The organism is Bacillus sp. JJ1122 (assembly GCF_036964885.1).
Lineage (GTDB): Bacteria > Bacillota > Bacilli > Bacillales > Cytobacillaceae > Mesobacillus.
Genome location: NZ_JBALQL010000023.1, coordinates 108,563 through 125,232, shown reverse-complemented (window position 1 = coordinate 125,232; position 16,670 = coordinate 108,563). Strand labels below are relative to the sequence as shown.

Here is a 16,670-nt window from a genome sequence, read left to right as displayed (position 1 = left end):
ATGTCTATGTAAGGATTTATTCTAGCAAAACATTTAAAAATATTGTCGAAATATTTTTGAAAACCCTATCATTTACACCTAGATAAGCATACAATAGGCTCCAATCAAAGTCAATCCATTGGAGTGAAAAAATTCACAAAGTTTTCACGTGCATTTTATACCCTTTACCCTATCTAAAAATAGCAATTCGAATAGTTTTCCAAAATAAAGCCGGCAAGGATTTTAATTCCTTCCGGCTTTGTTTTCATTTTGATTCTTCTTGACTGAGATAACGGTTTCAATCGTGCTTTCCTGTCCTGCCTTTTTAGCAAAAACCTTGGCCAAGTATACTCCTTCTTCCGGAAGGTCTTCAAAACGAATTTCTTTTTCCCTCATCCCTTTTTTGATTTTCCTTCCCCAATCAAGGAACCCTATGAAGCGATACTGATCCGGATCAAAAAGCGCGATACCGAACTCTTCAGCTCCTCCAGGCAAATAGACTTCATATCTATAGGCACCAGCATTGTCAGCAGGTGCGAAGTCAAAACCCATGACTCTTGGATAATCCGGTTCCTCAAGGACATACAAATAAGGAATTCTGATTTTATTTTTTCCATCATCAAGAATAAGGCTGCCGTCATGAATTTTCTGTTTTAGCAACTCCGGACTGGCAATCATGGCGATTTCGACTATCTTCGTTTCATTTGGCTCAACGGAAAAGGAAAAAGGCATCTCCCACTCAATCCCCGTTTCCAATTTCGGCATCGAAAAAGAATAGTGCTTCTGGTAAGTGCTTGTATTCTTGACTTCAAGCCTTGCACTGTGCCGGTGCATATCATCTGCCAGCTGGAACTTTCCGAATTGCAGCGATCCCGGCTTGACGAGGGTTTCGGTTTTGATCGCCGCTTCTGTCTGGATACGGCCGGCTCCTTGTTCATATGTTCGATATATTTTCCCATCCCGATTCACAATCTGCTTGGCCGTGTTCATGATTGCCGCCTTGATTTCGTATGGTCCCCATTCCGGGTGCGCCTGTTTGATCAAAGCAGCTGCACCCGCGACATGCGGTGCCGCCATGCTTGTGCCCTGCAGGGATAAATACCCCCCTGGAATGGTACTGTTTATGGCTACTCCGGGAGCAACAATATCCGGCTTGATTTCCCAAGTGGACGTAACCGGTCCCCGCGAGCTGAAGTCTGCAAGAATATCTCTTTCTTCTATTAATTCTATCCTCAGTAGAGCCTGGCCTTTTGCAAGCTGTTTTTTCAGGGATTCTCCTTCTTGTTTGCTGATTGCTGCTACTGGGATTGGCAGACTTTCCTCAAGGTTCCCAAAGAACGTTCCTTTTGAATTGTTGTAAATAATGACTCCGGCAGCTCCTGCGTTGAGGGCATTCTTCGCTTTTTCTGTAAAAGTAAGCTGGCCCCGTTCAACGATCACTAGCTTGTCTTTCACATCTTTCATCTCATTTTTTCTGCCAATGCCAGCAAATACGAGTTTCTCACTTTGAGTGTTATTCCATTGTTCCGACCCCTGCAAAGGCTCAAGCCGAATTTTCTCAGCTGAAACAGACCCCGTAGCATACGGAACTTTCATAGGCGGTGTTGAGGCTCCAACACTTATGGCTTTGGAAGCTGTTCCAGGTGATCCTACCGTCCATCGGTTCGGGCCTGAGTTTCCAGAAGAAGTAACTGCTGTAATCCCGCTATCTACAGCTTTATTGAGCGCAAGGCTGATGGGCAGGTCGGGGCCATTCACATCATTGCCAAGAGAAAGATTGAGAATGTCTACCTTATCTGCAATCGCCTTGTCGATTGCAGCGATGACTTGTTCAGTTGTACCGCTCCCTCCAGGTCCCAGCGCTCTATAGGCAATAATTTTAGCTTCCGGTGCCATCCCTCTCATTCTTCCATTCGCTGCGATAATCCCAGCTACATGGGTACCGTGCAGTGTGCTTTTCATCCCAACGCCTTTCGTTTCCATCGGATCCTCATCACCATCTACCAGGTCATGACCCCCGGCATAATTCCTTCTAAGGTCGGGATGATCATAATCGATCCCAGTATCAATCACGCCTATTGTTACACCCCTGCCCGTCAGCCGCTCCCCATTCTTATCCAAAATGCCGCGGACAGCTTCTGAACCAATCAATTCAAAATTATTTGTAAAACTTTCACTTGAACGGTACGGTTCTGGATGATGATTTGGGTTTATCTCTATTTTTTTGATATCTGATATCGAGGTGCTTTTCTGGAAACCAATCGACAAATACGGAGCATTCTCAACCTGATAGGTGCTTACTTCAGATACTAGCTGTATTTCATTCCCACCTTCTAGCAATTTTAGCTCTGAAATAGGACCTTGCACTGAATATCCGCTAATCGCATGCTTAAAAATGCGGCGAAGCTTTATATTTTTGAACTTATGCAGCTGACCGCTGATTTCTTTTTCAGTCAATGGATGCTTTGTCAGGACAATCGCTACTTTTTCCGTGGAAGGATTTTCTGCTGGAATTGGCGGATGCACAAGCTTAACTGGTTTGAAGCCAGCCATTAGGACGATGGCCAGTAAAACGAATAGAATACTCCACTTTTTCAAGCTGTTTGCCCTCCCTTTTTTTAATAGATTTTGTTTTAGGGAGGTTTTGTATGCAGGTGGAGATGAATTCTGCTTCTATTTTACTGTCATGTAGGATTACCTCGCGAAATTATCCTGCTTTCATTCGAATGGTTATATCAAGCCTTAAAAAGACGGATAACCTATATTATTACGTGTTCTAGCAGGATTCTAAGTTAGCTATACACATTAAAAAAGCACCTCTTATAAAAGAGGTGCTCATCATCGATTTTCTTATTGATACTGACCAGGACGCTTGTCAGTTTGTTTGAAATAGTAACGGATTGCTTCGCAAATACGTTCTGATGCACGGCCGTCACCATATGGATTAGAGGCCTTTGCCATTTTTTCATAAGCTGCGCTGTCTGTCAGAAGTTCGGTAGCCATGTCATAGATTGGCTGCTCTTCGTTTCCAGCAAGCTTTAGTGTACCTGCCTCGATCCCTTCAGGACGCTCAGTCGTATCACGCAATACAAGAACCGGAACACCTAGAGAAGGTGCTTCCTCTTGCACTCCGCCTGAGTCAGTAAGGATCAAGTGTGCGCGGGATGCGAAGTTATGGAAATCGATAACATCCAGCGGTTCAATCAGATGGATGCGAGGGTCATTTCCAAGCACTTCATCAGCAAGCTCGCGGACAACCGGATTCAAGTGAACAGGATAGACAACCTGTACATCAGGCTGCTCATCAACAATCCTCTTGATTGCACGGAACATATTGCGCATCGGCTCACCAAGGTTTTCACGGCGGTGGGCAGTCATTAAGATCAAGCGGTCATTGCCTAGCTTATCAAGCACTTCATGCTGATACGTTTCTTTAACCGTTGTTTTCAGCGCATCGATCGCTGTATTTCCGGTAATAAAGATGTTTTCTTCTTGCTTGTTTTCCTGCAGAAGATTAGCTGCAGATTTTGTTGTAGGCGCAAAATGAAGATCTGCCATAACGCCTGTCAGCTGGCGGTTCATTTCTTCAGGGAACGGAGAGTACTTATTCCACGTTCTCAAACCTGCTTCAACATGGCCGACAACAATTTGATTGTAGTACGCAGCAAGGCTGGCAACAAATGTCGTTGTCGTATCGCCATGCACAAGGACGATATCAGGCTTAACTTCTTTCATTACTTTATCTAAGCCTTCAAGACCTCTTGTTGTTACATCAATCAGTGTCTGGCGATCCTTCATGATGTTCAGGTCATGGTCCGGCTTGATATTGAAAATATCAAGAACCTGGTCCAGCATTTGGCGGTGCTGGGCAGTAACTGTTACGATCGATTCAAAATGCTCCGGGTGCTTCTGCAATTCAAGGACAAGCGGCGCCATCTTGATCGCTTCAGGGCGAGTCCCAAATATCGTCATGACTTTAATCGGCTGATTCAAATCAAACACTCCTTATTTAGTTCCAAATAAACGGTCGCCTGCGTCGCCCAGTCCTGGAACAATATATCCGTGGTCATTTAGCTTTTCATCTAGTGCAGCAATATAGATGTCTACATCTGGATGTGCTTCTTTCACTGCATCTACCCCTTCAGGAGCCGCAATCAAACACATAAACTTGATGTGCTTCGCGCCACGCTTTTTAAGAGAGTTGATCGCTTCAATCGCAGAACCGCCTGTAGCTAGCATTGGGTCAACGACGATAAAATCGCGCTCCTCGACATCAGAAGGAAGCTTGACATAGTATTCAACCGGCATCAATGTTTGCGGATCACGGTAAAGACCAATATGACCAACCTTTGCAGCCGGGATCAATTTCAGGATACCGTCAACCATGCCAATTCCAGCACGTAAGATTGGGATGATTCCAAGCTTTTTACCAGAAAGAACTTTCGATTTCGTCTTGTTGACTGGTGTTTCAATTTCAATTTCTTCAAGCGGCATGTCACGAGTGATTTCGAACGCCATAAGCGTTGCGACTTCATCCACAAGCTCGCGGAATTCCTTCGTGCCTGTGCTCTTATCGCGAATATAAGTAAGTTTATGCTGGATCAATGGATGGTCAAATACGTATACCTTTGCCATGTGTATCTCTCCTTTTCAGGGTAAATGAGTTGTGAACACCTGTCTGTTATATGTAAGATCTGCTGAATCACACTTCGTCTAATTTTACAGAAAAACATTCCCGTAAGCAACCATTGCCGCCTAATGTATTATTTTAGTAATCATAGTCATTTTACCGCAAAAAAGCAGCCCTCATTCACAAAGGCTGCCTTAAACAATGTGGACACTTTAACGCATCACCGCGCCGGGGGTCAGACCCCCGGCGCGTTAATGTGTTAAAGCTCGGAATGTTATCGTTCTGGGTAAAGTTCGAATTTGCTTGTTAGTTGTTCGACGCGTGTTTTTGCTTCTTCTAGTTTTGCTTCGTCTTCGTGATTTTTTAATGTGAAGGCAATCAATGATGCAATTTCATCCATTTCTTCATGTCCGAAGCCGCGGCTTGTTACTGCTGCTGTGCCGATACGAATACCGCTTGTAACGAATGGGCTTTCTGGATCGAAAGGAATCGTGTTTTTATTAACCGTGATTCCGACCTCATCAAGCACCTTCTCAGCTACTTTACCTGTCAATCCAAGTGAACGAAGGTCTACAAGCAGAAGATGGTTATCTGTGCCGTCAGAAACAAGACTGATTCCTTCCTTCTTCAAACCTTCAGCTAAGCGGTTTGCATTCGAAATGATATTTTGCGCGTATACTTTGAAATCTTCCTGCAATGCTTCACCAAAAGCAACAGCCTTCGCAGCGATTACATGCATAAGCGGCCCGCCCTGGATTCCAGGGAAAATCGATTTATCGATCTTCTTTGCGAACTCTTCTTTACAAAGAATCATGCCGCCGCGCGGTCCGCGAAGCGTTTTATGAGTTGTAGTCGTCACAAAATCAGCATAAGGAACTGGATTCTGGTGAAGACCCGCTGCAACCAACCCGGCAATGTGAGCCATATCAACCATTAAATAAGCTCCGACTTCATCAGCAATTTCACGGAAACGCTTGAAGTCAATCGCTCTAGGGTAAGCACTCGCACCTGCCACAATCATCTTCGGCTTATGCTCGCGCGCTTTTTCAAGAACATCATCGTAATTGATTAAATGTGTTTTCTCATCCACACCATATTCAACGAAGTTGTACTGGATTCCACTGAAGTTAACCGGACTGCCGTGCGTAAGATGTCCGCCATGCGATAAGTTCATGCCAAGGACTGTGTCGCCCTGTTCAAGGACAGTGAAGTAAACAGCCATATTCGCCTGTGCGCCTGAATGCGGCTGGACGTTCACATGCTCAGCACCGAAAATTTCCTTTGCGCGATCACGGGCAATATTCTCAGTAACATCGACGTGTTCACATCCGCCATAATAGCGGCGGCCTGGATATCCTTCTGCATATTTATTAGTCAGCACAGAACCCTGTGCTTCCATAACTGCCTCACTGACAAAGTTTTCTGATGCGATCAATTCGATTTTTGTACGCTGCCTCTTCAGCTCATCCTGAATCGATGCGTATACCTGGCTATCCTGCTGTGACAAGTGCTTCACTTTAGCTCCCCCTTTATTTACTGTATGTATTGATTCGTTATTTGAAAATTCATTCTTATTTTAGCTGATATTATAATGAAAGGAAAGGATGACTCTTTTTTATTCGTAAAAATAGAGCCACATCCCTATCCAATTTAGCAAGATTCATTTTCCTTTGTCCGCTCGTACACTGCCCGTGCTCCGCCAATAAGCTTCGGTCTTGTTTTGGCCAAAGTGACATGGGCATGGCCAATGCTTTTTTGCGGAACGCGCACTGGAACCGCCACATGCTTCAGCTGCATTCCAATCAGCGTGTCACCAATATCGATCCCGGCATCACCCTTTATGAATTCAACAACCACGGCATCCCCCATTTTCTGAAAGGCAAAGGAAGCCATCGCCCCACCAGCAGTCCTGACCGGAATCACCGTTACTTCGTCCAGCTGTTTTTGTTCAGCCGTTTCGCGCTCGACTACGATTGCGCGGTTCAAGTGCTCACAACATTGGAACGCAAGCTGCACTCCTGTCTCGGACTGAAAATCGCGAAGCTGCCTGAAGACCATTTCCGCGACCTCTTCCGTACCCGCTGTGCCAATTTTTTGCCCGATAATCTCGCTTGTGCTACAGCCTACTATCAGCACTTGCCCCTTCTTAAGTTGAGCCTGTTCATTAAAATCAGTGAGGATTGATTTCAGTTCTGTTTCCCATTGTTCGATCGCCAGTGTCATCGCCCCCTTTGCATTTTACTGGGCACGGGCGGAAAACCCATGCCAGCCACTTATGATTTCAACTCCTAATGAGTTTATTTCCCGTTCTCGTTTTCATAGTCTTTAATTTTTCCAACGCGGTTTTCATGGCGTCCGCCCTCGAATTCGGTAGTTAGCCATACTGACGCTATTTCCCGGGCAAGTCCTGCCCCGATGACACGTTCACCCATCGCAAGGATGTTACTGTCATTATGCTGGCGTGTTGCTTTCGCGCTGAAAACATCGTGCACCAAGGCACAGCGAATCCCTTTTACCTTGTTCGCGGCAATGCTCATGCCGATTCCTGTCCCGCAGATTAAAATTCCCTTATCAAATTCTCCATTTGCCACCTTTTCAGCAACAGGAAGCGCATAGTCAGGATAGTCTACGGATGTACCACATTCACAGCCGAAATCTTCATATTGAATATTCATTTCGTCCATCAAGCCCTTAATTTCTTCACGGATATTCACTCCGCCATGGTCTGAAGCAATTGCAACTTTCATTGTAAAATCCTCCTATTGTTTCCCTGCTTGCGGGGCAATAAATTCTACCGTTATTTTCTCATATTAATGCAATTTTATAAAGAAATCGGGTCAGTTTGCTCCATCTTGCAATTTTAAAAAAGAAAAGCCGCAGCACTAAGGCTGCGGCAAATTATATAAATTGTGGCTTAATCTACAATACAAACTTCGTAATCGTCCCTTTTAATTTATCTGCCTGGTTTTTCAATTCGACTGCAAGCTGCTCGACATTCTCGATTACTTCCGCCTGCTGTTCGGCTGCAGATGCGACGCTTAAAGCGCCGGCTGACGTTTCCTCCGCAATCGCGGCCATTTCCTGTGACTGTGTTGAAGTATGCTGGATTGTCTCCATTTGAGTTTCGACTAATCCAGTAATCGTATGGATGACTTCGGCCATCTCATTGATCGTCCCTGTCATTTCGTCAATGACGAGATTGGTTCTTTCCCCTTTTTTCGCTTCGCCATTGGCCGTTTCAACCTGTCTGCTAATCTGGCCAACTACGTTCTGGACTTCAGACTGGATGTTCTGGATCAATTCAGAAATGCCCTGAACCGCATCCGCACTTTGATCGGCGAGCTTCCTGACTTCCTCGGCAACCACAGCAAATCCTTTTCCATGTTCGCCTGCCCTCGCCGCTTCAATCGATGCATTCAAGGCCAGCAAATTTGTCTGGGCAGCAATGTCACCGACAAGCTGGATGATCTGCTCAACCTTCACCGCGTTCTCTTCCAATCTTTTCACTGTTCCAAGCGATTCACGGTTATCGTTGGCAAGCCTTTCGATTCCGGAAATCAAGGAATGAATCGCGTTCTTGGATTCCTGCAGGTCTTTTACCATCTCGATTGAAATCGTTTCGGACGCCCTTGCTTTCTCCTGAACTTCTTCTGCGATCCTAATGACTTGATCTACCGATTCTGCGGTCGTTTGTGTTGATAAAGCAGACGAGTCAGCACCGGCTGCAATCTCCTTAATCGTCGTCGAGATGAGCGAAGCCTGTTCAGACGCTGCTGCTGACTGTCCAGAAATGACGATGACCTTTTCATTCGTTTCTTTAAAATTCGTATCAATCTGGCTGACCATCTCACGGAGATTCGCGAGCATATTATTGAAAGCCAGTCCAAGTGAACGGATTTCGTCATCCGATTTTGACAGTTCAGCATCAACACTGATTTCGCCAGCTGCAGCCTTCATCGCTGATTGCTCCAGCTTTTGAAGCGGCTTAATAATAAATCCAGCAGCCACATAAGCCAGCATACCTGACCAAAAGATCCCCATCCCAAGTACAGTTGCCGTATAAGCTATTGAATTAATCTCCGTGAATTTTTGAATATAAGGATATAGAAAATAGATAAAGAATGCACTCGTTGAATAAGTAATGATCGCCAAGACTGTTGTCAGCCAGACCATTTTCTTCCTCAACCCAAATTTATAGCTCTTTTTAGCCGCCACTGATAATCCCCCTGATATGTAATGAAATAGCCTTCAAGGTTATTATCGGAGTTTTTTTACGATTTTTTCTATACTTTCTTTAATTTCTAGAAAAGCTTCGCGATAAATTTGTTCATTCCCGCCAAAAGGGTCTGCTACATCAGGATTTAGATCGTCTTCGGCAAATTCCTTCAAGGTAAAAGTTTTATCCCAGGCATCCGGATATTGGCTCAGAATCATCGTCTTATGGCTTTGTGTCATCGTTAAAATCAAGGTCGCCCATTCAATCTCATCCCATGTTAAGGTGGTGGAACGATGATCATGACTGATGTTATTTTCCTGCAGCACTACTTTCGCATTCACAGATGCCTCAGCATCATTAGCAGCATATACTCCCGCGGATTTCACCTCTACCCCTGGAAGCTGCTTGCTTTTTAATATCGCTTCCGCCATCGGGCTTCGGCATGTATTTCCGGTACAGACAAATAAGACGTGCGCCATGCTTTTCCCTCCTGTGATGTACTGTTAACAACTTTTCTTCATTATATGATAATTATTCACAGATTTCATTTTGTGGATAACGTGTAATTGAGGTTTTATCAACAATTCCATTTCACCATAAAAAAAGGCACCCGCTCACCAGGTGCAAAAAGGTTACTTTAAATTGGCAAAAGCAATTTGATTCCAAACGCCAGCAAGATGCTGCCGCCAAGCGCTACACTATATGTACCAAGCCAGCCCTGCACTTTCCGCCCAACCAGCAAGCCCGCCCATGTCAGTACCATTGCCGCTACACCAAAGCACACAAGCACCAGCGCTGTTCTTGCGCCATAAATGCCAAGCGTAAGTCCGACAGAGAAGCTATCAAGGCTGACGCTTAAGGCAAAAATAAATAGGCCTTTCCCCACCGGAGAGATTAAACTTACCTCATCCTCTTTAAAGCTTGACCAAATCATCTGCACTCCTAGCAAAATCAACAGAAAACCGCCGATGTAACCAGCAATCGCCCCGAACTGATCGGATAAAAACCTGCCCGCAACCATTCCCAGCAACGGCATCCACACATGGAAAAATCCGATGGTGACGCCAATTTTAAAGATATGCCTTTTTGTGAGTCTGAACATGCCCATTCCGAGACCTACCGAAAAAGCATCCATTCCCAATGCAAATGCCATTAATATCAGTGTGAATAATTCTCCAGCTATTGCTGCCATGTTTTCGCCCCCTCGGACTTGCTAATTCAGCATATGCACGTCCAAATGGTTTTAGAAGCATGGTTTATGGAATTAGAATTCGGTTACTCCTTTGCAAAGGGCACTGCGGTAAAAATAAAAAAGACGCTCCGTATAGACAGAGCGCCTCACATGTATATTCTATTTATCTATAATCGGCAATCCTGATGCTTTGGAAAGCCTGTTCATGACCGCCTGGCCAACGCCATGCTCTGGAAAGACTTCACCATAAATGATATCAAGATCTTCGCGGTTAAAAGCACGCAACGTATCATACAGTGCGCCCGCTACTGTTTCCAGCTTGCTTCGTTCACCGCAGGCAAGGACTACATTCGCATCATAGAAATCTTTGTTTTCTAGAGTCGTCATAACTCCAACCTTCAAGCCTTCGTTCCGTTTCTCCTGAACGAACTGCTGGATTTGTGCGCTTGTTCCATTTACAAGGTAAAAAGGAGCGTTCGGCGCATAGTGGCGATATTTCATGCCTGGAGCTTTCGGAGCCTGATCCGCATCCTTTAGCGCAGGATCGACACTTACCTTACCGATTACTTCCTCCAATTGTTCCCTTGTCACACCGCCTGGCCTTAAAATGACCGGAATCTCTGCCGTACAGTCGACGACCGTTGACTCGACTCCTACCCCTGTAGCGCCGCCATCTACGATTCCTGCTATCCTTCCAGTTAGATCATCCGAAACATGGGCAGCTGTTGTAGGACTTGGCTTCCCTGATAAGTTTGCGCTCGGAGCAGCCAGAGGCAAACCTGATGCTTCTATCAATGCAAGAGCAACTGGATGGTCAGGCATTCTGACCGCTACCGTCTGAAGACCTGCTGTCGCTTTTTCAGACAGCGCTCCCGATTTCTGTTCTAAAATGATAGTCAGCGGTCCTGGCCAAAAGGCATCCATCAACGACTTCGCTTTTTCAGGTACAGCCTTTATAAAGGAATGAACTTGTTCCCTGTCGGATATATGAATAATCAGCGGGTTATCCCCAGGCCTTCCTTTTGCTTCAAATATTTTTAGTACTGCATCATCACTTTTGGCATTGCCGCCTAAACCGTAAACCGTTTCAGTCGGAAAAGCGACAACTTCATTTAACCTAAGTTTTTGTGCTGCTTCTATGATTTGTGGATATGTTTTTAAATTATCCACATTCTTATCCACTGTCCACTTCTTTGTTTCCATGTACATCCACCTTTTGCTTCTGGGTCTTCTTTCCCTTATACTAGTCCATTAATCCTTACTAGTTAACCATATTTCTATGAAAGTATAAAAGAAGAAGAAGACGAACACAAGTTTTTATCCACAAATTGTGTATAAAATTAAGGATTCAGTGGATAACTTTGTGGATATATCCACAATTTACAGAATAATTTTCATAATTGCTGAGTTATCCACAGTTAAGGCCTGTTTTAAATGACTTTTTTCCAAAAGGGCTTCCGGCAGCTCTGATTTATTGACCATTTCAAAACCTAAGCTGCCAAAGAAAGAAACCGCACTCATTTTATTTGTTACAAGATAAAGGGCTTCAAGTTCCTGTTTTTTTGCTGTAAGGAACGCTCTCTTAAAAAGAAGCATCAAATCAGGCTGAGCGATTTTCGGAGAAACGACAAATGACCGAAGCAAGCCTGCCCTTTCAACCGGCTCTACTCCTAGACACGCCTTCAGTTCCCCCTCCATATTCTCCATCAGCGAAAAATTTTCTATAGACTCATTCAATCCTTCCGCACTTACACCTGCTTCTGTTAAAAATGCTTCCAATCTAGGGAGATCCTCTTTATTTGCACTTCTGATTTGCCATGTCATTTCCTTCACCTCAAAAATTAAGATTCTAGTTAATGATTATGAGAGATTTGAAAAAAGTAGAACCTTTTAAAGATGATAGGATGATTTTAAAAGCGCAAACGCATTGTATAGTCTTGAGAAAATTGGTCATTTACGCGGAAAATTTAACTTATAAAAAAACATGGCAGCCATCATTTTGAATGAAAGCTGCCATGCCTTTGAGGTCTTGGTTTTAGTCTTGGTTTTATTATTAAGTCTTCATCAAATTGTGGTCTTTTTAAACCGGATGATTAATCGTTGTTGTTACGTGAACGGGAGTTTCCGCCTTTTTCGCCAATTTCTTTGTAGAAGTCTTCTCCATGATTTTCAGAAGTTGCTTCGCCACCCTTGCGGCCAATCTCCTGGTAGAAGTCCTTGTCGTGATTTTCAGATGTTGCTTCTCCGCCTTTGCGGCCGATTTCCTGGTAGAAGTCGCTGTCATGGCTTTCAGCAGTAGCCTCGCCGCCTTTGCGGCCAATTTCCTGATAGAAGTCTTTATCGTGATTATTGGAAGTTGCTTCTCCACCTTTACGGCCGATTTCCTGATAGAAGTCGCTGCCATGGTTCTGGCTTGTCGCTTCGCCGCCCATGCGTCCTCGTTCTTCACGTGACATTTTACCATTATCATTGTTGTTATTGTTTCTAGCCATTTTACTCATCCTCCTTGAAATCTGTTTTGTTGTTACACTCCTTGAATATCCGCTTAAGCCTCCTCTAAAACCACTGACAAAGGAATGTAATGAGCTTGTTTACGAGATGTAATATTTTTGGGAATTTACTCAGGGTTTTTTCCTCATCTTCCATCTATTTCTTCTAGAAGATGGATATAGTTACCTAGCTTCCCATAGTGAAAAATTCATAAGTGAGTGATTTAGGTCACTCTTCCATAATGAGTGATTGGTTATAATAAGCTTACATAAATGTAAACCCTTCTCATAATTCAATGAAGGGTTGATTGGAGGTACGGTATGGAAATCAAAACAATTTATGATCAGATAGGCGGAGAGGAATCAATCCGCAAAATCGTTGACACGTTTTATCCAAAAGTGTACGAAAACGATTTGCTAAGTCCTTTGTTTGAAGGGGATATCAATGAAATTAAAAGAAAGCAGTGGATGTTCCTAACTCAATTGACTGGCGGCGGCGCATTATACAGCGAGGAATTTGGACCGCCAAATATGAGAGCAAGGCATATGCCATTTGAAATCACCCCTGTTCGCGCTCAGGCGTGGTTAATGCTCATGCACGAAACACTGACCGAAACAGGTTTGATTGAAACGGACGGCGGCAAGGCTCTGTTTGAACGCTTAGGCCATATCGCACCGATTATGGTCAACAGTCAGTAATGTGATACGGCCCAATGGAATCAAAAAATTCTCCATACACATCCAAACCGGAGGGATTAACGATGGAAAAACTATCATTAACAGATTACCAGGAATTCAGCGAGGAACGATTTACAAAAAGAATCGTATTCAAAAAAGGTGAAAGCACCGTTTTCCTGTTGAATTTTATGCCAGGCCAAGAACTGCCGAAACACACGCATCCCGGCACGGAAGTATTTATTTTAACAATGCAGGGAGAAGGAACATTCACCCTTGACGGGTCCGAAATGAAAGCAGCCACCAACGACACGGTCCATGTTACAGGATCCGAAGAGCTCTCCTACAAAAATACCGGATCTGAGCCAGTCACTCTCTATGTCATGCTGAACAAAATTCCTGATAAGCGATTTGCGCAAAATATCTAAAGTGAACGTCTGGGGATATGATTCTCCAGGCGTTTTTATTTCTTAAAAATAAAAAATCCACCCCGCAGCAGCAGGGTGAACCATTTTATCCAAAAATCCTGTTCCAAATCTCGACCAGGAAGAATGTCACTTCTACTTCTTCTTCCTCGCCATCTTCGTAAACTGGCTTCATGTCTTCTTTTTCTACCTTATCAATCTTCTTTCCACCTTCAGCTTTTGCTTCCTTCTTAGACTTCTTATTATCCTCAGCTTGTGACTTCTCTTCTTCGCTGTCTAGCTTAACATCACCTTTTTTATCTTTCCCATCGAATCCTTCACTTGTTGCTTCTCCGTTTGAAAAATCAAGAAAGCATAGCGGCGGATATAGGACGCACCACCAGTTTGCTCCTTCACCTTCTCCAAGGGTAATCAGGATTGCTTCATACTCTCCTGCTGGATAGAGGAACTGACCGTAAAGCTTTGTTGGGAACTGGACTTTATCAAATTCAGTTTTTACAGACTGTGTTGACCCTTCTGATTTCACTACATTTACAGCAATCGCCTGGATTTCAGGCAGCTTCGACTTGATCACATTCCTTGCATCATTCAAAGATGTTAAGTCCTTAACCCACTTTGTAATCTCTTTATTGACCTCATCTCTTACAAGCCTTTTGATTGCCTGGTCCTTGTCTGAGTCGCTGTCAGCAAGAATCCTCAGCCTGATCGCCTCGTTCGGAATGACCATTGCTTCCTGCGCTGTCACTTCATTTTTCGGACTATATAAACTTATAATTGTTCCTGCACATAATAAGAGAATGTATAAGATTGCTGCTGATTTTTTTATTATCATCTTTCGCACCGCCCCTTCACTAGTCACAGTGTGGACAGATTGATAGATTCTTAAACTAGTAATTTTGAAAAAAATTCCCGTCTTTTTTATTCAAAGACGGGAATCTTGTTCTATAACATTTCAGCAAACACCATCCGGTCCTTGCCATTGATATCAAAAACGATTTCAACGTTCGAGTGTGGAAATGTATTTTTTAAAAGAGCGGCGACTGCTTCACCCTGCCCTGCGCCAATTTCGAATCCGACCAGCGCCCTTTCTTTTAAAACAAGGGGCAGCTCGTCCATAAATCTGCGATAAAGATCCAATCCATCTTCACCGGCAAACAGCGCCATATGGGGCTCGTGCTCCGTTACAATGTCGGACATCCATTCCTGATCAGCAATCGGAATGTAAGGAGGATTTGAAATGACAGCATCCACTTTTTCACCTTGTAAAAGAAGCGGCTGAAGCAGGTCTCCGTGGATAAAATCAATTTCCGCACCTAATGCAGCTGCATTTTTCCGCGCCACTCCTAATGCATCTTCTGAGAGATCGATGGCCGTCACCTTAAGGAATGGTTTTTCAAGCTTCAAGGTAACCGAAATCGCTCCGCTGCCTGTCCCGACATCAACGAGTTCAACAAGACCCTCTGGAAATAGCTTTTCAAGACGCTTCAAAGTCCCATATACAAGCTCTTCTGTTTCCGGACGCGGAATGAGGACATGCTCATTGACTACAAAGCGTCGGCCGTAAAACTCTTCTGAACCGATGATATACTGAATTGGTTCACCTTCTGCATGTTGTTTAACAGCCTCCTGAAAAACGGACCATACTTGTACATCAAGTTCTTCCCGTAGCATGGCCAGCATCGAGGTACGGCTGATTCCTGAAAAATGGCGCAGCAAAAGTTCTCCTGCATGCTCTTCCCGTTTGTGTTCTTTTAAAAAAGAAGAAGCCCAATTGAGGGCTTCAAATATTTTAACGCTGTGATTACTCATTGTTTGCACTCTCAAGCCTTTGAGACTGATCTTCCATGATCAATGCTTCGATAATTTCATCAAGCTTCCCTTGAAGGATCTGGTCAAGCTTTTGGATCGTCAAGCCTATGCGGTGATCGGTAACACGGTTTTGCGGGAAGTTGTAAGTACGGATACGCTCAGAACGGTCTCCTGTACCAACTGCTGATTTACGAACCTGGTCGTATTCAGCCTGTGCTTCCTGCTGGAACTTGTCATAGACACGGGCACGAAGAACCTTCATCGCCTTGTCTTTGTTTTTATGCTGTGATTTTTCATCCTGACATGATACAACGATTCCTGTTGGAATATGTGTCAAACGAACAGCTGACATCGTCGTGTTAACAGACTGTCCGCCTGCACCGCTGGATGCGAACGCATCGAAACGGATATCTTTATCATGCAGTTCAATTTCAACTTCTTCAGCTTCCGGAAGGCATGCCACCGTAGCTGTGGAAGTATGGATTCGGCCGCCAGATTCCGTTTCCGGAACACGCTGAACTCGGTGCGCACCATTTTCGAACTTCAATTTTGAATAAGCGCCATTTCCATTAATCATGAAGATGATTTCCTTGAAGCCGCCAACCCCAGTTGTGCTGGCATCGATAACTTCTGTTTTCCAGCCTTGCGTTTCAGCAAAACGGCTGTACATCCTGTAAAGGTCACCTGCAAATAGAGCAGCCTCGTCACCGCCGGCAGCACCGCGGATTTCCATGATAACGTTCTTGTCATCATTAGGGTCCTTAGGAATAAGAAGGAGTTTAATGCGGGCCTCAAGCTCTTCAATACGCGGTTCAAGCTCAGAGATTTCTTCCTTTACCATGTCACGCATTTCAGCATCAAGCTTTTCCTCTAGCATTGCTTTAGCGTCAGTCAATTGTTCTTTAACTTCTTTATATTCACGGTAAGCCATGACAGTTTCCTGGATATCAGACTGTTCCTTTGAAAACTCGCGTAGTTTCTTGGAATCATTGACGATTTCCGGGTCACTTAATAGCTCATTTAATCTTTCATAACGATCCTCAACTGCTTGTAGACGATCAAACACGGTCATTCACCTCTATTTTAATATCCTGATTAGGATCTATCGACTTCATTAAGCTTATTTCGCACCTATTGTCGCTTTTTATATTATTTTCTTTCGTAAATGCTCTTTTCTTTAGCACCAGATCAAAAATTAGAAACCACCAAGTTACGAAAAGAGCTCATAACATTCTAATTATAGTATAGGTGAAAA

At 44.0% G+C, this 16,670-nt stretch carries 17 protein-coding genes and 1 pseudogene; 2 read left to right on the top strand and 16 right to left on the bottom strand.

Annotation, left to right across the window (positions count from 1 at the left end; translation table 11 throughout):
* Nucleotides 1–222: 222 nt before the first annotated feature.
* From V7201_RS13735 to V7201_RS13680, 13 genes and pseudogenes are all read right to left on the bottom strand, one after another.
* Entirely contained in the window at nucleotides 223–2,532 is a 2,310-nt protein-coding gene (locus V7201_RS13735; RefSeq protein ID WP_438825053.1) for a S8 family serine peptidase, read from the bottom strand.
* 297 nt (nucleotides 2,533–2,829) lie between these two features.
* Nucleotides 2,830–3,951 carry a non-hydrolyzing UDP-N-acetylglucosamine 2-epimerase gene (gene wecB, locus V7201_RS13730; protein WP_423410823.1) on the bottom strand — a complete coding sequence of 374 codons (1,122 nt, stop codon included), beginning with the start codon at nucleotides 3,949–3,951 and terminating at the stop codon, nucleotides 2,830–2,832.
* A 33-nt stretch (nucleotides 3,952–3,984) separates the two neighbouring features.
* A complete protein-coding gene (gene upp, locus V7201_RS13725; RefSeq protein ID WP_335377307.1) occupies nucleotides 3,985–4,614 on the bottom strand; it encodes a uracil phosphoribosyltransferase in 630 nt (209 codons plus the stop codon).
* Nucleotides 4,615–4,883: 269 nt separating this feature from the next.
* Nucleotides 4,884–6,125, bottom strand: a complete 1,242-nt coding sequence (gene glyA, locus V7201_RS13720; RefSeq protein WP_335377306.1) for a serine hydroxymethyltransferase — start codon at nucleotides 6,123–6,125, stop codon at nucleotides 4,884–4,886.
* 134 nt (nucleotides 6,126–6,259) lie between these two features.
* Nucleotides 6,260–6,832, bottom strand: coding sequence for a TIGR01440 family protein (locus V7201_RS13715; protein ID WP_335377305.1), 573 nt, complete (start codon nucleotides 6,830–6,832; stop codon nucleotides 6,260–6,262).
* Nucleotides 6,833–6,906: 74 nt separating this feature from the next.
* Entirely contained in the window at nucleotides 6,907–7,356 is a 450-nt protein-coding gene (gene rpiB / locus V7201_RS13710) for a ribose 5-phosphate isomerase B (protein WP_335377304.1), read from the bottom strand.
* 172 nt (nucleotides 7,357–7,528) lie between these two features.
* Nucleotides 7,529–8,455 carry a methyl-accepting chemotaxis protein gene (locus tag V7201_RS13705; RefSeq protein WP_438825052.1) on the bottom strand — a complete coding sequence of 309 codons (927 nt, stop codon included), beginning with the start codon at nucleotides 8,453–8,455 and terminating at the stop codon, nucleotides 7,529–7,531.
* A gap of 12 nt (nucleotides 8,456–8,467) precedes the next feature.
* Nucleotides 8,468–8,629: pseudogene (locus V7201_RS23225) on the bottom strand (HAMP domain-containing protein); the annotation flags it as partial.
* Between the two features lie 237 nt (nucleotides 8,630–8,866).
* Nucleotides 8,867–9,304 carry a low molecular weight protein arginine phosphatase gene (locus V7201_RS13700; RefSeq protein ID WP_335377302.1) on the bottom strand — a complete coding sequence of 146 codons (438 nt, stop codon included), beginning with the start codon at nucleotides 9,302–9,304 and terminating at the stop codon, nucleotides 8,867–8,869.
* Nucleotides 9,305–9,462: 158 nt separating this feature from the next.
* Nucleotides 9,463–10,017 (bottom strand): manganese efflux pump MntP, encoded by a 555-nt coding sequence (locus V7201_RS13695; protein ID WP_335377301.1) that lies wholly within the window; start codon nucleotides 10,015–10,017, stop codon nucleotides 9,463–9,465.
* Between the two features lie 159 nt (nucleotides 10,018–10,176).
* Nucleotides 10,177–11,220 (bottom strand): L-threonylcarbamoyladenylate synthase, encoded by a 1,044-nt coding sequence (locus tag V7201_RS13690; protein ID WP_335377300.1) that lies wholly within the window; start codon nucleotides 11,218–11,220, stop codon nucleotides 10,177–10,179.
* Nucleotides 11,221–11,397: 177 nt separating this feature from the next.
* Nucleotides 11,398–11,841: a GNAT family N-acetyltransferase gene (locus tag V7201_RS13685; protein WP_335377299.1), complete on the bottom strand. Its 444-nt coding sequence runs from the start codon at nucleotides 11,839–11,841 to the stop codon at nucleotides 11,398–11,400.
* 269 nt (nucleotides 11,842–12,110) lie between these two features.
* Nucleotides 12,111–12,509: a KGG domain-containing protein gene (locus V7201_RS13680; protein ID WP_335377298.1), complete on the bottom strand. Its 399-nt coding sequence runs from the start codon at nucleotides 12,507–12,509 to the stop codon at nucleotides 12,111–12,113.
* A 318-nt stretch (nucleotides 12,510–12,827) separates the two neighbouring features.
* On the opposite strand from V7201_RS13680, the gene V7201_RS13675 reads away from it, so the two are divergent.
* Nucleotides 12,828–13,205 carry a globin gene (locus V7201_RS13675; RefSeq protein WP_335377297.1) on the top strand — a complete coding sequence of 126 codons (378 nt, stop codon included), beginning with the start codon at nucleotides 12,828–12,830 and terminating at the stop codon, nucleotides 13,203–13,205.
* 62 nt (nucleotides 13,206–13,267) lie between these two features.
* On the top strand, nucleotides 13,268–13,609 hold the full coding sequence (locus V7201_RS13670) for a cupin domain-containing protein (protein ID WP_335377296.1): 342 nt from the start codon (nucleotides 13,268–13,270) through the stop codon (nucleotides 13,607–13,609).
* A gap of 85 nt (nucleotides 13,610–13,694) precedes the next feature.
* Here the strand turns inward: V7201_RS13670 and spoIIR are convergent, their stop codons facing one another.
* From spoIIR to prfA, 3 genes are all read right to left on the bottom strand, one after another.
* Nucleotides 13,695–14,438 (bottom strand): stage II sporulation protein R, encoded by a 744-nt coding sequence (spoIIR, locus tag V7201_RS13665; RefSeq protein WP_335377295.1) that lies wholly within the window; start codon nucleotides 14,436–14,438, stop codon nucleotides 13,695–13,697.
* Nucleotides 14,439–14,548: 110 nt separating this feature from the next.
* Nucleotides 14,549–15,415, bottom strand: a complete 867-nt coding sequence (prmC, locus tag V7201_RS13660; protein ID WP_335377294.1) for a peptide chain release factor N(5)-glutamine methyltransferase — start codon at nucleotides 15,413–15,415, stop codon at nucleotides 14,549–14,551.
* Nucleotides 15,408–16,481 carry a peptide chain release factor 1 gene (gene prfA, locus V7201_RS13655; protein ID WP_335377293.1) on the bottom strand — a complete coding sequence of 358 codons (1,074 nt, stop codon included), beginning with the start codon at nucleotides 16,479–16,481 and terminating at the stop codon, nucleotides 15,408–15,410. The genes prmC and prfA overlap by 8 nt, the downstream gene beginning before the upstream one ends.
* Nucleotides 16,482–16,670 lie beyond the last annotated feature (189 nt).

Excerpts from the sequence above, each read along its gene's own strand:
- V7201_RS13685 (WP_335377299.1), bottom strand. The coding sequence starts at position 11,841 with ATGACATGGCAAATCAGAAGTGCAAATAAAGAGGATCTCCCTAGATTG.
- V7201_RS13735 (WP_438825053.1), bottom strand. The coding sequence starts at position 2,532 with ATGGCTGGCTTCAAACCAGTTAAGCTTGTGCATCCGCCAATTCCAGCA.
- V7201_RS13690 (WP_335377300.1), bottom strand. The coding sequence starts at position 11,220 with ATGGAAACAAAGAAGTGGACAGTGGATAAGAATGTGGATAATTTAAAA.
- V7201_RS13700 (WP_335377302.1), bottom strand. The coding sequence starts at position 9,304 with ATGGCGCACGTCTTATTTGTCTGTACCGGAAATACATGCCGAAGCCCG.
- V7201_RS13705 (WP_438825052.1), bottom strand. The coding sequence starts at position 8,455 with ATGGTCAGCCAGATTGATACGAATTTTAAAGAAACGAATGAAAAGGTC.
- V7201_RS13670 (WP_335377296.1), top strand. The coding sequence starts at position 13,268 with ATGGAAAAACTATCATTAACAGATTACCAGGAATTCAGCGAGGAACGA.
- wecB (WP_423410823.1), bottom strand. The coding sequence starts at position 3,951 with ATGACGATATTTGGGACTCGCCCTGAAGCGATCAAGATGGCGCCGCTT.
- spoIIR (WP_335377295.1), bottom strand. The coding sequence starts at position 14,438 with ATGATAATAAAAAAATCAGCAGCAATCTTATACATTCTCTTATTATGT.
- V7201_RS13680 (WP_335377298.1), bottom strand. The coding sequence starts at position 12,509 with ATGGCTAGAAACAATAACAACAATGATAATGGTAAAATGTCACGTGAA.
- V7201_RS13715 (WP_335377305.1), bottom strand. The coding sequence starts at position 6,832 with ATGACACTGGCGATCGAACAATGGGAAACAGAACTGAAATCAATCCTC.
- rpiB (WP_335377304.1), bottom strand. The coding sequence starts at position 7,356 with ATGAAAGTTGCAATTGCTTCAGACCATGGCGGAGTGAATATCCGTGAA.
- V7201_RS13675 (WP_335377297.1), top strand. The coding sequence starts at position 12,828 with ATGGAAATCAAAACAATTTATGATCAGATAGGCGGAGAGGAATCAATC.
- prmC (WP_335377294.1), bottom strand. The coding sequence starts at position 15,415 with ATGAGTAATCACAGCGTTAAAATATTTGAAGCCCTCAATTGGGCTTCT.
- V7201_RS13695 (WP_335377301.1), bottom strand. The coding sequence starts at position 10,017 with ATGGCAGCAATAGCTGGAGAATTATTCACACTGATATTAATGGCATTT.
- upp (WP_335377307.1), bottom strand. The coding sequence starts at position 4,614 with ATGGCAAAGGTATACGTATTTGACCATCCATTGATCCAGCATAAACTT.